At 32.0% G+C, this 14,710-nt stretch carries 10 protein-coding genes; 7 read left to right on the top strand and 3 right to left on the bottom strand.

The genetic code is table 11. The features are described from left to right. Window positions 1-85 precede the first annotated feature (85 nt). The 6 genes from Q4517_RS01330 to Q4517_RS01355 all read left to right on the top strand — a co-directional run bounded on the left by Q4517_RS01330 (window position 86) and on the right by Q4517_RS01355 (window position 7,520). Window positions 86-3,187: a leucine--tRNA ligase gene (locus Q4517_RS01330; protein ID WP_303505355.1), complete on the top strand. Its 3,102-nt coding sequence runs from the start codon at window positions 86-88 to the stop codon at window positions 3,185-3,187. A 106-nt stretch (window positions 3,188-3,293) separates the two neighbouring features. Next, complete coding sequence (locus Q4517_RS01335; protein WP_303505359.1) at window positions 3,294-3,746, top strand: hypothetical protein; 453 nt, start codon at window positions 3,294-3,296, stop codon at window positions 3,744-3,746. Between the two features lie 85 nt (window positions 3,747-3,831). Then, entirely contained in the window at window positions 3,832-4,299 is a 468-nt protein-coding gene (locus Q4517_RS01340; protein ID WP_303505361.1) for a hypothetical protein, read from the top strand. Between the two features lie 107 nt (window positions 4,300-4,406). Further along, window positions 4,407-5,363, top strand: coding sequence for a hypothetical protein (locus tag Q4517_RS01345; protein ID WP_303505363.1), 957 nt, complete (start codon window positions 4,407-4,409; stop codon window positions 5,361-5,363). 240 nt (window positions 5,364-5,603) lie between these two features. Further along, window positions 5,604-6,617 carry a peptidogalycan biosysnthesis protein gene (locus Q4517_RS01350; protein ID WP_303505365.1) on the top strand — a complete coding sequence of 338 codons (1,014 nt, stop codon included), beginning with the start codon at window positions 5,604-5,606 and terminating at the stop codon, window positions 6,615-6,617. 30 nt (window positions 6,618-6,647) lie between these two features. Then, window positions 6,648-7,520 carry an acyl-CoA thioesterase II gene (locus tag Q4517_RS01355; protein WP_159610976.1) on the top strand — a complete coding sequence of 291 codons (873 nt, stop codon included), beginning with the start codon at window positions 6,648-6,650 and terminating at the stop codon, window positions 7,518-7,520. 60 nt (window positions 7,521-7,580) lie between these two features. On the opposite strand, the gene Q4517_RS01360 is transcribed toward Q4517_RS01355, so the two are convergent. From Q4517_RS01360 to Q4517_RS01370, 3 genes are all read right to left on the bottom strand, one after another. Beyond that, window positions 7,581-9,842, bottom strand: a complete 2,262-nt coding sequence (locus Q4517_RS01360; protein ID WP_303505374.1) for an inorganic phosphate transporter — start codon at window positions 9,840-9,842, stop codon at window positions 7,581-7,583. 72 nt (window positions 9,843-9,914) lie between these two features. After that, entirely contained in the window at window positions 9,915-11,117 is a 1,203-nt protein-coding gene (locus Q4517_RS01365; RefSeq protein WP_303505375.1) for a porin, read from the bottom strand. A 264-nt stretch (window positions 11,118-11,381) separates the two neighbouring features. Then, window positions 11,382-12,266 carry a metallophosphoesterase gene (locus Q4517_RS01370; protein ID WP_303505377.1) on the bottom strand — a complete coding sequence of 295 codons (885 nt, stop codon included), beginning with the start codon at window positions 12,264-12,266 and terminating at the stop codon, window positions 11,382-11,384. Window positions 12,267-12,457: 191 nt separating this feature from the next. Between Q4517_RS01370 and Q4517_RS01375 the strand changes: the two genes are divergently transcribed. Beyond that, on the top strand, window positions 12,458-14,542 hold the full coding sequence (locus tag Q4517_RS01375; protein ID WP_303505379.1) for a M20/M25/M40 family metallo-hydrolase: 2,085 nt from the start codon (window positions 12,458-12,460) through the stop codon (window positions 14,540-14,542). The last annotated feature ends 168 nt before the right edge of the window (window positions 14,543-14,710 follow it).

The following is a 14,710-nucleotide window of genomic DNA, read 5'->3' on the forward strand; positions in this document are numbered from 1 at the left end:
GTCTATACAAAGTATTAAAAGCACTAAACTTTTTACTTATCAACAATAACTGTAAATTTGCATCCTTTAAAACAAGCGATTACAAATGCAATACAATCACCAAGAGATAGAAAAAAAGTGGCAAAAGTACTGGGCAGAGAAAAGTACATTTAAAGCTGAAAATAATTCTGATAAGCCAAAATATTATGTGTTAGACATGTTTCCTTATCCATCAGGAGCAGGATTACATGTAGGGCATCCGTTAGGATATATCGCATCTGATATTTATGCGCGTTATAAACGTCATAAAGGGTTTAATGTATTGCATCCACAAGGATATGACTCTTTCGGGTTACCTGCTGAACAATATGCGATTCAAACAGGGCAGCATCCAGCAATTACTACCGAAACGAATATCAAAACCTACCGTCGTCAGTTAGATAATATCGGGTTTTCGTTCGATTGGTCTCGTGAAGTTCGTACTTCAAATCCAGAATATTACAAATGGACTCAGTGGATTTTTATTCAACTATTCAATTCTTGGTACAATAAAGAGACTGATAAAGCAGAAGACATTACAACTTTAGTAGCAAAGTTTGAAGCGGAAGGAAATGCGAATGTAAATGCAGTTGCTGATGAAGATATTGCTGTTTTTTCTGCCGATGAATGGAAAAGTTTGTCAGAGAAAGAACAACAAGAAATACTATTACAATACCGTTTAACATTCTTGTCCGATACCGAAGTAAATTGGTGTCCAGCTTTAGGAACGGTATTAGCAAACGATGAAATTGTTAACGGAGTTTCAGAACGTGGAGGGCATCCAGTAGTTCGTAAAAAAATGACCCAATGGTCTATGCGAATTTCTGCGTATGCACAACGTTTATTAGACGGATTACAACATATCGATTGGCCACAACCATTAAAAGATAGTCAAACCAACTGGATTGGTCGTTCGCAAGGTGCCATGGTTTCTTTCGATGTGGATGGACACGATGCTAAAATAGATGTGTTTACGACACGTCCTGATACTATTTTTGGAGTGTCTTTTATGACCTTAGCTCCAGAACACGAATTAGTGTCACGAATCGTGACTGATGAGCAAAGAAAGGCTGTTGAAGAATACATAGAGGCAACAGCAAAACGTTCAGAGCGTGATCGTATGGCAGATGTAAAAACTATTTCAGGAGTGTTTACTGGGGCGTATGCGTTGCACCCGTTTACAGGAAAACAAGTACCGATTTGGATTGGTGATTATGTATTAGCAAGCTACGGAACAGGAGCTGTTATGGCGGTACCATGTGGTGACCAACGTGATTATGATTTTGCAAAACACTTCGGATTAGAGATTCCAAATATTTTTGCAGATGTTGATATTTCTGAAAAAGCGAATGATGCTAAAGACGGAATTAAATTAGTAAACTCTGATTTCTTAGATGGTTTAAATTATAAGAAAGGAATGAAAACTGTAATCTACGAATTAGAAAAACGTGGATTTGGTTACGGAAAAATAAACTATCGTTTACGCGATGCAGTATTTAGCCGTCAACGTTATTGGGGAGAACCATTCCCCGTATATTACAAAGACGGAATGCCGCAAATGATTGATGCAAAGCATTTGCCAATCGTATTACCAGAAGTTGAAAAATACTTACCAACTGAAGACGGAAAACCACCATTAGGAAATGCTGATGTTTGGGCGTGGAACTGCGAAACCGCAGAGGTAGTTAGCAACGAACTTATTGATAATATCAAAGTCTTCCCATTAGAATTAAATACCATGCCAGGGTGGGCAGGAAGTTCTTGGTACTTTAACCGCTATATGGATTCGAATAACGAAGGAGAGTTTGTTAGCAAAGAAGCGGTTGACTATTGGAAAGAAGTAGATTTATATATTGGAGGTTCTGAACACGCGACAGGACACTTATTATATGCACGTTTTTGGCAAAAATTCTTATTTGATAGAGGATTGTTACCTGTGGATGAATTTGCTAAAAAACTGATTAACCAAGGAATGATTTTAGGAACTTCTGCTTTTGTGTATAGAGTTGATTACGTTGGAGGATATAATCCGGAAAAAGTAAATGGACTTCCTGCATTGACTAACCCTATTTATGTAAGTTATGGTTTTGTTGAGAAATTTAAAGAACTGCATAGCTTTTTGGTAGAAAATCCAAAAATACCAAATAATGAAAAGTTGAAGTTTATATGGAATGGTGGTTATAAACGTTTGTTTGGACTATTATTGGAAGAAACACCTATTTATGATGTCGAGCTAAATGAAAAATACGAGGATGTTTTAAGGACTTTCATAGAAATATTTGAAATGGTTGAAAAAGACATTTATAATAGTAATACTGAAACTACAGTAGATGGATTAAAATTTTCTCCAATTCATTCAGATGTTTCTTTTGTAAATGCTTCTGATGAATTAGATACAGAAGCTTTTAAAAATTGGAGACCAGAATTTAAAGATGCTACATTTATATATGAAGAAGATGGAACTTTTAAAGTTTCACGCGAGGTTGAAAAAATGTCAAAATCGAAATACAATGTGGTAAATCCAGATTTGATTTGTGAAGAATACGGTGCGGATAGTTTACGTTTATTCGAAATGTTCTTAGGGCCGTTAGAGCAAACCAAACCCTGGAAAACATCTGGTATTTCAGGAGTGTATTCTTTCCTAAAGAAATTATGGAAATTATTTACTGATGAAAACGGTATCAACGTTTCTGATGCAGAACCAACTAAAGACGAGCTAAAGACCTTACATAAAACCATTAAAAAAGTAGAAGAAGATATTGAGAACTTCTCGTTCAATACGTCAGTTTCTACCTTTATGATTGCGGTAAACGAGTTGACTGCTCAAAAGTGTAATAAGAGACAAATTTTAGAACCTTTATTAGTGCTAATTTCTCCGTATGCTCCGCATATTGCAGAAGAATTATGGAGTCAGTTAGGGCACAATGAGTCTATTGCAACTGTAGCTTTCCCAAAATTTGAAGAAAAGCATTTAGTTGAAAGCTCAAAGAACTATCCAGTTTCTTTCAATGGAAAAATGCGTTTTACTTTAGAATTACCGTTAGACATGAGCAAAGATGAAATTGAGAAAACAGTCATGGCACATGAAAAAACACAACAACAATTACAAGGAAGAGAGCCTAAAAAAGTAATTATTGTTCCAGGGAAAATTATAAATATTGTAGGGTAAGCTAACCTTATAAAATATAAAAGACCCACAAGCAATTAATTTGTTTGTGGGTTTTTATTTTTAAACTAAATTCGCAGCCAGTAAAAACAAATTAAAATTTAAACGAATGAAAAAGATTTTTAAAATTAGCTATGCGGTTTTAGTGTGTTTAACCCTAGTGATGAGTAGTTGTTCAGATAGTGATACCGATCCAGCAGGAATTGCAAATACGAAATTATCAGGAAAAGTATTTGGAACAAGTTTTACGGCTGAAGGAGGTAAAGCATTTATGACGGGAAATAATGAACTTTCAGTACATATTACCAATATTCAAGCTGATTGTAGTTCTGATGTTCTTAATTACGAATTAAGAATTGCAACTTATGTGAAAGCAGAGTTAGGAACTTATAATAATGTGAATGTAGTTTTTAATAAGAAAGGAGCGAGTCCTTCAAACTACCTTCAAGGAGTTGTAGAAGTTGTAAGGTTTACGAATAGTGAACTTACCTTAAAAATAAAAGCAAACTCAAGTGCTGATAATATGGTAGAAGGGTTTTTTACGGTTCCTTTTTGTGAGTAATAATAACAATAAACTATTTATTATTTGCTGCTTTTTTATTTTAGGTTATATTAGCGCCTCTAAAAAAATAATAAATATTTAATAAATGAAAAAGTTTTTCAAAATTAGTTATGTAGCTTTAGTATGTTTAACATTGGTAATGACTGGTTGTTCAGATGATGATAATACGGACAACGTAGATACCTCAATACCTAGTACTATTTTAAAAGGTAAAGTTTATGGAAAAGATTTTACTGCCAAAGGGGGAAAGTCATTTGCCTCAGGAAAAGAAGGAGAAGTTTCAATTAATATTACAAACGAAGAGGTAGGTTGTGATTCAGATATTTTTGATTATAAGTTAGAAGTTTCTTTATTAGTAGAAGGTAAAGTGGGAACGTATAATGATGTAAATGTTGTTTTCAAAGATGGAGAAGGAAACTTACTTAATGTTTTGGGGTCAAATGTTGAAGTTGTAAGTATTTCAGATTCTAAAATTAATTTAAAAATAGAAGCTGAATCAATCGATAAACAAAATAAAGTATCTGGTTCATTTGAAGTAGAATACTGCAAATAGAGTTTTAAAATATAATTTAGAAAGACTTTTACATTTATGTAAAGGTCTTTTTTTATACGACAAAACCAAAAACTTTTCGCAAATTTGCTTTCCCAAAAAAATAAAACATGAAAAAAATATCTCTCAACAACTCTTGGGTTTTTGCAATAATCCCAATCGGGATTTTTATTTTCGTAGCGCTTCCACAGTTTCAAAATATGTATGAATCATTTCATAAGCGAGATTTAGAAGTACAGCAAAAAGCACAAGAATTAGACTCGTTACAACAACTTACAAGTCCTACAAGAAAAGATTTAAACAATATAAAACGTCTTGAAATTACCGTTCCAATCCATCAGTTAAGTATAAGTAAACAGCGATATACTTACTATAAAACAGGTGGTATGTTAGCCGTTTTAGCTTTTATGTTTATTGGTATGTTTGGTTCTAGCTATTGGGCAAAAAGAAAGAAAAACTCATCGAGCAATAGGCAAATAGAATTTTCTTTTGATGATTTTACAACTGATGCTATTGGGCAACATGTCTCTTGGAATGCGGTTAAAGGTTCAGGAAGCAATTTTTTAAGTGAACGTTTACGAAAAACAGCTTTTGGATACAAAATTACCTCTAGTGCTTATCTGAAATTTGTAGCTTGGAGTTTCCTTTTAATGGGCTTAAACTATGTAGTTTGGTCGTATATTGAGTTCTTTGAGTTTTCAAAAGAACCATTAACGTTTATGCATGGAGGGAAATTATTTTTTATTTCTGGAGGTCCCTTTGTATTAATAGGGATTTTCTTACTGTTTTCTTTTGGAGCTAAAGCAGTTTTAAACTCTCAAAAGAGAAAAATAGTAGTTGATGGTGAAATAATACCTTTTCAGCAAGTATATGCCTTACAAGTGTTATCAAAATTTGTTCAAGGAAATAAGTCAGGAGGTTATTACTGTTACGAGGTAAATTTAGTTACTCAAGGTGGAGAACGTCATAATTTATTAAACCACGGAGACAAAGAATATTTGTTGAGCGATATGGTAAAAATAAGTAGATTTTTAAAAGTACCTGTTTGGAATAATGGTGTCGTTTAAAACAATTAATAGAATAATTAATAAACTTTTACTAATTTACCACAAATACAAACCATAAACGCTGTTATTATTTTATCCTGTAGAAAAAAAATATCCAATATATGTTACTTTTCCTCAGTAAAAGACATACCAGAAAAGGTTTGGGAAGAGCTTGACTGTGTAGATAATTTATACTTTCAACCAGCGTATTTAGAAGCTTTAGAAAAGAATAATCAGCAAATACAGTTTTCTTATATTTTATTGTTTGATGAAAAAAAAGAAGCAATAGCCTTTGCTACTATTCAATTGGTAGATTTTTATTTAGAAAGTGTTCAAAACGATTTACAATCGGTTGTAGAATGGATACGATGTATGGGGAGAAAACTACATTTATTGTCTCCTCAAAAACCATTTAAAATACTTACATGTGGTAATACTTTTGTAAGTGGAGAGCACGGAATATTCATCAAACCAAATCAAGATAAAAAACAAATTGTAAAACAACTTGCTAAAGCTATTGTAGCCTTTGAAAAAGATATTTCAAAAGAAACAATTGACGCTTTTATGTTGAAAGATTTTGTAAATGAATCTCTTTTTATTACCGATGCATTACACAGTGTGGGGTATAATTCGTTTAATGTAGATCCAAATATGATGTTAACGTTAGATGATAATTGGAATACTTTTGATGATTATTTAGCAGCATTAAAAACAAAGTATAGAGTAAAAGCAAAAAAAGCGTTACAGAAGAGTAGAGGCTTACGAACGGAAGAAGTAACTATTGATTCTTTGAAGCAATTACTGCCAAATATGACGTTACTGTATAAAAATGTATCAAACAAGGCGAGTTTTAACTTAGGATATTTTAATATAGAAACGTATATATCTTTAAAAGAAAATTTAAAGGATGACTATGTTATTAAAGTATATTGGTTAGGAGATAAGTTAGTTGGGTTTTTATCAGGAATAAAAAATCAAAACTCATTAGATGCACATTTTGTAGGAATTGATTATACCGTTAATAAAAGCTATGCTATTTACCAACGTATGTTATACGATTATATATTATTGGGTATAGATAATAATATAAAAACTATAAATTTTGGAAGAACAGCTAGTGAAATAAAAAGTTCAGTAGGAGCAGCACCGCAGGACTTAACAATTTATTTGCGACATAGAAAAAGCATTCCAAATCGTATTTTAAGCTTATTTTTGAATAGAATTCAACCAACAGAATTCCGATTAATAAAGCCTTTTAAAACAAAAAAAGTATAAAGAATTAAACCCCTTTTACTGTATTAACAAATGAAAAACACACAAGAATTATTAAATATACTTACCCTTGACGATTTAGGTGAAGGGAATTTTAACGGAGTAAGTAGAGATATAGGAAGTCCAAATGTTTTTGGAGGTCAAGTATTAGCGCAAGCACTAAATGCAGCGTATAGAACAACACCTAAAGAACGTATATTACATTCGTTACACTCGTATTTTTTAGAGGCAGGAAATTTAGAGTTGCCTATAACTTACAATGTGCAAACTATTCGTGATGGAGGTAGTTTCTCTACACGTAGAGTTACAGCACATCAAAAAGATAAAACGATTTTTATACTGTCTTGTTCTTTTCATAAAGAAGAAGAAGGATATGAGCATCAAATGCCTATAAAAAAAGATTTAAAACAACCTGAAGAGTTGTTGAGTTGGACAGATATGTTAGATCAATTTGGAGCTTTTTTACCAAAGAAAATGAAAGATTTTTTAAGTATTGAGCGACCTATTGATTTTAAACCAGTGCAGATCGTAAATCCGTTAGACCGAAAAGATTTACCTCCAGTAGTAGATGTTTGGTTTAAATTAAAAGGAGAAGCTTCTGATTTATCGTTAGGAATTAAACAACAAATATTAACGTATATATCAGACTATAATATTTTAACGGCTTGTTTAAACCCGAATGCAAGCGTAGCTAACTTTGGAAACACACAAATGGCAAGTTTAGACCATTCGATGTGGTTCTATCGTGATTTCGATTTTAATGATTGGATGTTGTTCTCGGTAGAAAGCCCTAACACGAATGGAGCTAGGGGGTTTGCTTGTGGAAATATTTATACAAGGGAAGGTAAACTGATTGCTTCGGTAGCACAAGAAGGTTTAATGCGTCCCATGAAGAAGAAGGAATAATTATAGTTTATAAAAATAGAGAAATAAAAAAGCCGAGGTAATCCCTCGGCTTTTGTTTGATTAAGCTTCTATTTCTGCTGATTTTGTACTAATATGAAACTCTTCGTAGGTTTCCAGTAAACTCATTAATCCAGAAACTAAATCTTGTGTTTCTATTAAAATACTAAAGTATAATGTAGTATTTTTTGGACTTGTTTCGTCTGTTCTAATACGATCTACTTGTTTTTCAATAGATTTAGATACATCCTTTAATAATTCTTTCTTTTCATTAATAATATGCTCTAAATTATCAAAGCTTCTATTTTCAAAAGTATCACCAATATCAGCTAATAGCTTAGAAAGTGTATTGTCAATACTTTTAAGGTCTTTAATTTGTCCTTTTTTAAGGTTTTTATGGTTGTTGTTAACGTGTTTATATGTAGCTCTAGAAATGTAGCTAATAGATTGTGCAACGTCTTGTAAATACCCTAAAATTAAAATATAAAATCTACTGGCTTGTACCGAAGTATCGTCTAACGACTTAATAAAGTAGAATACTCCGTCTTTTAAACTATCTATTTCATCGTTTAACTTAGTAACGTGCTTATCAGTTTTACGCAGTTTTATTAAATCGTGAGTAGCAAGGTCTTTTACAACACTTGAGTATAATTTATTAATACGATGAGCAACACCAGCAATATGATCTGAGCTTTCTTCAATAACACCATTAATAGTGATTAATTCTGCTCTTTCCATATGTACTTGTTTCTTTTCTTCTTTAGATTTTTTTCTGTGTTGTAAAGTATTTCTTGCAATTAAAAGAGCAACTACTAATAACAATACAGGAATCATTACCATATCCCAGCTAATTAAATAAGCTACTAAAGCAGCTGTTAAGAAAGCTGTAATGGCAGTTAAGAACCACCCACCAATAACATTAATTACACCAGCAACTCTATAAACAGCACTTTCACGCCCCCAAGCTCTATCAGCTAAGGAAGTACCCATTGCTACCATAAATGTTACATAAGTAGTTGATAAAGGCAGCTTCATTGAAGTTGCAATAGAAATTAAAATACCAGCAACAATTAAGTTTACAGATGCTCTTACTAAATCGAAGGCAGGCATTTCATACGTTTTGTCTTTAGGTAATTCAATTACAGGTTTTTGAAACTTAGAATCTATAAAGTTTAAAGCTTTTTTAGGTACAATAAAGCTAATACCAGCATTTATACCCATCGCTGTTCTAACAACAATTCTTGATAATGGATTTGGTTGAAATTTCTCATGCCCGTCTCCTTGACGAGATAAGTCAATACCAGTTTTAATTACGTTTCTTGCTTTACTAGAAGTCCATAAAGTAACCACCATAATAGCTCCAGCTAATAATAGTAACCATACGTTAGAAGGTACTTTTTTAGCTAAAATACCCATAGAAAAAGCATCAGGAGCAACACCAGATACTTCCCAAGCTTGGTATGAGTTCCAAGCAGCAATTGGTACACCAATAAAGTTTACTAAATCGTTACCAGAGAACGCCATGGCTAATGAGAAAGTACCAATACCAATAATTAATTTTAAAATATTAACTTTTAAAAACTGGATTAAAAGATGAGAAACAACACTCCAAAAAATAAAACTCCCAGCTATGATAAGTATAGTGTTTCCTTCAATTAGGTGTTTTACATCACTATAAAAAGGAGTTCCTTTCATTCCTTTGATAATGATAAAATAAGTAATTGCTGTAATTGCAAAACCACCAAATAATGAGTTAATATATGTAGGTCTTTTTTCGAAATTAAATGAATAAATTAAACGAGAAAAGAATTGTACAATGGCTCCTACAGAAAAGGCTACAACTACGGAGAGTAGAATTCCGTTTATAATTTGAATAGCTTTTTGATGATTGATATAAGTCCAAATATCAGAAATAGAATGTGCATCGTTGGCAGCAATTTTAATTAACGAAATACACACTGCTGCACCTAATAATTCAAATACAATAGAAACCGTTGTTGAGGTTGGCATACCTAATGAATTAAAGATATCTAACAGTAAAATATCAGTAATCATAACTGCCATAAAAATAAACATGATATCTTGGAACATAAACATGTTAGGGTTAAAAATACCCTTACGTGCTACTTCCATCATACCGCTTGAGGTAACTGCTCCAAAAAACACCCCAACGCTCGCAATTATCATAATATTTCTTACTTTAATTGCTTTAGAACCGATTGCTGAATTTAAAAAGTTTACAGCATCGTTACTAACTCCCACAACCAAGTCGACAATAGCTAAAACAGCTAAAGCGACTAGCATCAAAATATATGGATCTCCCATTTTTTAGTTTTTAATTAAGTTTTGCAAATTTAGTTACACAAGAATGCTCTCGTGTTATGTTTATGTTATCATTTAAAGATGGATATCTACTTGTAATCTATACATTAATTGATTTGTAGCTGTGGCTACATCTAGGTAACTAATATCGGTTTGTACTTTTAATTTATGACCAACGATGTACTTTGATAATCCTAATGTGTATTGGTTTTCAGTTCCTTTTCCTGTGATGTTTTCGTCTAAAGAAATATTGGTAAAACGACCTGATATTTCCCAGTTTTTAGCAAACAAATATCCTGATTGAAGGTTTAAACCACTTCCTACTTGTACAATTTCACCTGTAGGTGTGCCATCTGAATTTTTTGCAATAGGATCTTTGGCGTCTCTATATGCATATTCGCCCATAAAAGAGAATCCTTTGTATTTAAACATAGCATCCATAAAAAAGGTTGAAATATTTGTTTGATAATATCCTTCATCATTAACCATATAGGTACCTTGATTACTTCTGGTTTTTACGGCATTGTTGTTAAAGTCATAACTCATACCGATAGCAAGTTTAGGTGTTTGTTCTCTTTTTAAGTCTCCACCTGTATAATCACCCTTACCTTCAAATTTTCCAAAAGGTAAAAACTCAAGATGAGCAGTATACTGATGTCCTCCTAGGTTACCTACAGTAACATTTCTTCCTTCACCTTGTGAAAAAGCTAATGCTTCTCTTACAATAAACTTATCAGATAAATTAAAATGGTGTCTTAATTGTAGTCCCATATCTCTATCAATATTAAAACGACTGTTTAATAAAGAGCGATCTACTAATTGCATATTTGCAGAAGAAATAATACGTTCTCGGTTTCCTGGTAATTTAGTTTGTCCAAACCATAGCTCGAAGTTTTGATGGAAATTCCACTTTATAAAAGCATCTAAAATATACCTTGGAGCATTTCCTGTATGTTCTGAAGCACCACTAATATCTCTATTAGATAACCCAAGTTCTATTTTATATTTTAATTTAGGAGAAAAAGCAAATCCATTAAATTTTAAACGAGCTCTTCTCACCAACATTGAAGACGATGGGTTGTATAAGCCGTCTTTGTTAGAATCCCATTCGGCAGTTGCTAAAAATTGCATTCTAGCTCCCATTTTCATAGACCAAGTACTATCTTTTCCTACTAGGTTAAATATACCTTTTCCAAATTTTGGTGCGCTTGTTTGTTGTGCATGTGTGTAAAGTAACACAAACATACTTACAGACGTAAGTATTGTTTTACAGTTCATTAGATGTTGTTTACTAGTTTTTGTCGCGGCAAATAACAAACCTTAATGTTAATTTAGTGTTAACCTAATATTAAAAAACTGCCTTGTTTTCAAGGCAGTATATAGTAAGTCAAATAAATAGTCGACAAAAACTAATAAATTTATAATGACTACTCCTCTTTAGAGGTGAATCAAAAGTATTCTCTTTTTTTAATGTAAATATTAAGTACAATTTAACAAACTGTTATGTGATGTGTGGTTTTGAGTTAATAAAAAGTTACGAAGTTAAATGTAGTTAGTTATTTTTTTAGGTCCTTCAAGAACTGTTCTTGTAATTTGCATGGTGCCATCTTTATTGGTTACTACGTGCCATTTAATAAGGGTTATTTCATTGTTTTCAATCTCTAAACCAGTAATACATCTTGGATGTACACAACTGCCATCATTAAAATGTGGAAGCTCGCTTTCTGATGGAAACCGAGGACGGTGCGTGTGTCCTGTAACAATCATTTGGTTGTTATTGTTTTTAATCCATTCTTCTAAATGTTTCTCTACCTTTATGAGTTCTTTAAAGTTTTGAGCGGGACTTGTAGGGTCTTTAATTCCATGTATTTGTAGTGGTCGCCATAAAACACGAACTAAAAATCTACTAAATTTCCAAAAAGTATAATTGAACCAATCAGCTTGATGACCGTGGAGTAAAAAAATAGACTTCCCATCTTCTTGTGTCAATTTAATTGCTTCAGAAAAAGAGGCATTGGGCATTAATTCTTTTTTCTTTCCGTCAATAGTATCATAATAAGAATTAAAGTTTTTAGCAACATTTTTAGGTTTTCTATAATTCATATCATGATTCCCCCAAATAAAATGTAGCTTGTTTTGTTGATGGAATTTTTGAAGTAATAAGTAGATGTCTTTATTTGCATTGAAAATATTCACGAATTTATTTTCCCAAAGTTCATCACCATCTCCTAATTCTATATAGGTAAATTCTTTTTGAAGGTATTGAGATAAGGCGTAATGATATATTTTTCGATTATGAGCAAAGTCATCGGCAAAACTGTTATCACCTCTATGGCAATCAGAAAATAAAATGTATTTAGTATACTTGTTTAAAGGTAGTTTTTTTGCTTTTTTATAAGCGTTGGTTATTCTATGTTTTGAAAACATTTATAGCGAAAGTTTGTGTACATATAAAGATGCAAAAAAAGGAATATACCACAAAACTTGTTGAGTGATAGAATGAATAAATTTTAGATTTAAGCTTATGGTTAAGTGATAATTAAAAATAATTTCACTCTATAATGTTAATTTTTAATAACTTACATGAAATTTTAAATTAACATTAATACCCTTCAAAAATGAAAAAAAAGTATTTTCTACTTTCGTTACTATTGCTGTGCCTTAGTTTTTCTACTATTTACAGCCAAGAAAAAATGTTTTATGGTACTATTGAAACCAACGATGCTTTAAAACTACAAAAAGTTGCTCCTTCTGATATTAAAATTCTTTCCTCTACTAATGGTTTTAGTGCAGTAAAGTTAAGTCATCATGCAGCTGAGAAATTGCATCATATGATTTTAACTCATGGTCCTGGGTTTATTTATGAGCCTTCTGAAAAACAAGCTTTACAAACTATTCAGAAACTCCAGAGTAAAAAAAGGTATCAACAGAGAGCATCGTATACTATTAGTGAAGATCAAGTTGTAAATCAAAGTTTGGGCTTGGTTAATAATACAAATATTGCCAATCAAATAGTAGAGCTTGAAAACTATGGTACTAGATATCATACTACACAAAAGGCAAAAGATGCTGTTCAGGATTTAAAACAAAAATGGGAAACCATGGCTAGTGGTAGGTCTGATGTTAGTGTGAGAATAGTTAACCACAGTAGTACTACAATGCCTTCGGTTGTTATGACTATTCAAGGAAGTGATCTTCCTAATGAGTATGTAATTATAGGTGGACATATTGATTCTGTTAGCCCAGAAAGAGAAACGAATGCGCCTGGTGCTGATGATAATGCTTCTGGTATTGCTACAATTACTGAAATGGCTAGAGTACTTTTTGAAATGAATTTTGAACCAAAAAGAACTATAGAGCTTATGGCATTTGCTGCCGAAGAGGTTGGGTTAAGAGGCTCTAAAGAGATTGCTGAAGATTATAAAAATAGAAATGTTAATGTGTTGTCGTATGTGCAGTTTGATATGACGAATTATAAAGGGTCACCAAAGGATGTTTATATTTCTGATGATAGTTATAATAGTAGCACTCTTAATGCTTTTTTAGCTAGTCTTATGGATCATTATAATGCTTCAGGAAGTCATCAATTTACTTACGATTATACACGATGTAATTACGGTTGTTCCGATCATTATAGTTGGGCACAACAAGGATATGATGCTGCTTTTCCTTTTGAGGCTTCTTTTAATGATTCAAGCCCTTATATTCATACTGTAAATGATACATCTAGTAGGTTTCCAACTGCCAATGCTACGCACGCAGCAAAGTTTGCTAAACTTGGTTTAGAGTATTTAATTGAGGTAGCGAAAAGTAAAGGAAGTGTTAGTGTACCAACAACGTATTGTGAATCAAAAGGAAATAATGTTAATGATGAATATATTCAGAATGTAACACTTGGGGCTATTAATAATAATTCAGGAGCTTCTAATGGATATGAGGATTTTACTAGTATTTCTACTAATTTAGAGCAAGGTAGTTCTAATACAATTACTGTTACTCCTAAATGGACAGGTACTGTTTACAAAGAGGGATATGCTGTTTGGATTGATTATAATCAGGATTCTGATTTTGAAGATAGTGGAGAGCAAGTATGGGTTAAAAGTGCTTCTTCTGATAGTTCTGTTAATGGTACATTTACTGTACCTACTACTGCAAAACTAGGTAATACAAGAATGAGGGTGTCTATGCGATACAATAATACTCCTGCTTCTTGTGGTTCGTTTGATTACGGTGAGGTTGAAGATTATACTATAACTATTATTGAGGGTGATGGAGGGACTACTACTAATATTTGTGATGGGGTGCCTGAATATGATTCTTCTCAAAATTACCAGGTTGGTGATAGGGTTGTTTATTTTAATGTTTTGTATGAGAGAACTTCAAATGGATGGAATAATATTGGAAATTGTGGTAGTGCTAAAGCCTCTAATTTAAATACGGAACGTGTTTTAGTAAATGATAAGGATGTAATTGTTTTTTCACCTAATCCTATTGAGGATAGTTTTATGGTTTTACAAGTAAATAATGAGCTGTGGAAAAATAGAGAGGTTGCTATTTATAATGCTAACGGAAGGTTGCTTACGAAAGTAAAAATGAGTTCTAGAAATAATAATGTAGATGTTTCAAAATTATCAGCAGGAATTTATTTTGTGTCTTTAGATGATACAGGGAAAAGGTATACTAAGCAATTAGTTAAAAAGTAGGTTTTATAAATTGTAAAAATAAAACTTTAAGTTAGTAGAATTATTATTGCAACTTCTTTATCTGTTATTTAAGTTTATAGTTTTATAAATGTTTATGATAAAAATAATATTGCAGTAAGTAAAAATATTAAAGAAGTTATAAAAAGTATAATTGAAGTATATAAAATA

Source organism: Tenacibaculum sp. 1_MG-2023, from assembly GCF_030547425.1.
In the GTDB taxonomy this organism is placed as follows: domain Bacteria; phylum Bacteroidota; class Bacteroidia; order Flavobacteriales; family Flavobacteriaceae; genus Polaribacter.

What these genes read in the sequence shown, in the direction of transcription:
- Q4517_RS01330 (WP_303505355.1), top strand. Translation starts at nt 86, where the DNA reads ATGCAATACAATCACCAAGAGATAGAAAAAAAGTGGCAAAAGTACTGG.
- Q4517_RS01335 (WP_303505359.1), top strand. Translation starts at nt 3,294, where the DNA reads ATGAAAAAGATTTTTAAAATTAGCTATGCGGTTTTAGTGTGTTTAACC.
- Q4517_RS01340 (WP_303505361.1), top strand. Translation starts at nt 3,832, where the DNA reads ATGAAAAAGTTTTTCAAAATTAGTTATGTAGCTTTAGTATGTTTAACA.
- Q4517_RS01345 (WP_303505363.1), top strand. Translation starts at nt 4,407, where the DNA reads ATGAAAAAAATATCTCTCAACAACTCTTGGGTTTTTGCAATAATCCCA.
- Q4517_RS01355 (WP_159610976.1), top strand. Translation starts at nt 6,648, where the DNA reads ATGAAAAACACACAAGAATTATTAAATATACTTACCCTTGACGATTTA.
- Q4517_RS01360 (WP_303505374.1), bottom strand. Translation starts at nt 9,842, where the DNA reads ATGGGAGATCCATATATTTTGATGCTAGTCGCTTTAGCTGTTTTAGCT.
- Q4517_RS01365 (WP_303505375.1), bottom strand. Translation starts at nt 11,117, where the DNA reads ATGAACTGTAAAACAATACTTACGTCTGTAAGTATGTTTGTGTTACTT.
- Q4517_RS01370 (WP_303505377.1), bottom strand. Translation starts at nt 12,266, where the DNA reads ATGTTTTCAAAACATAGAATAACCAACGCTTATAAAAAAGCAAAAAAA.
- Q4517_RS01375 (WP_303505379.1), top strand. Translation starts at nt 12,458, where the DNA reads ATGAAAAAAAAGTATTTTCTACTTTCGTTACTATTGCTGTGCCTTAGT.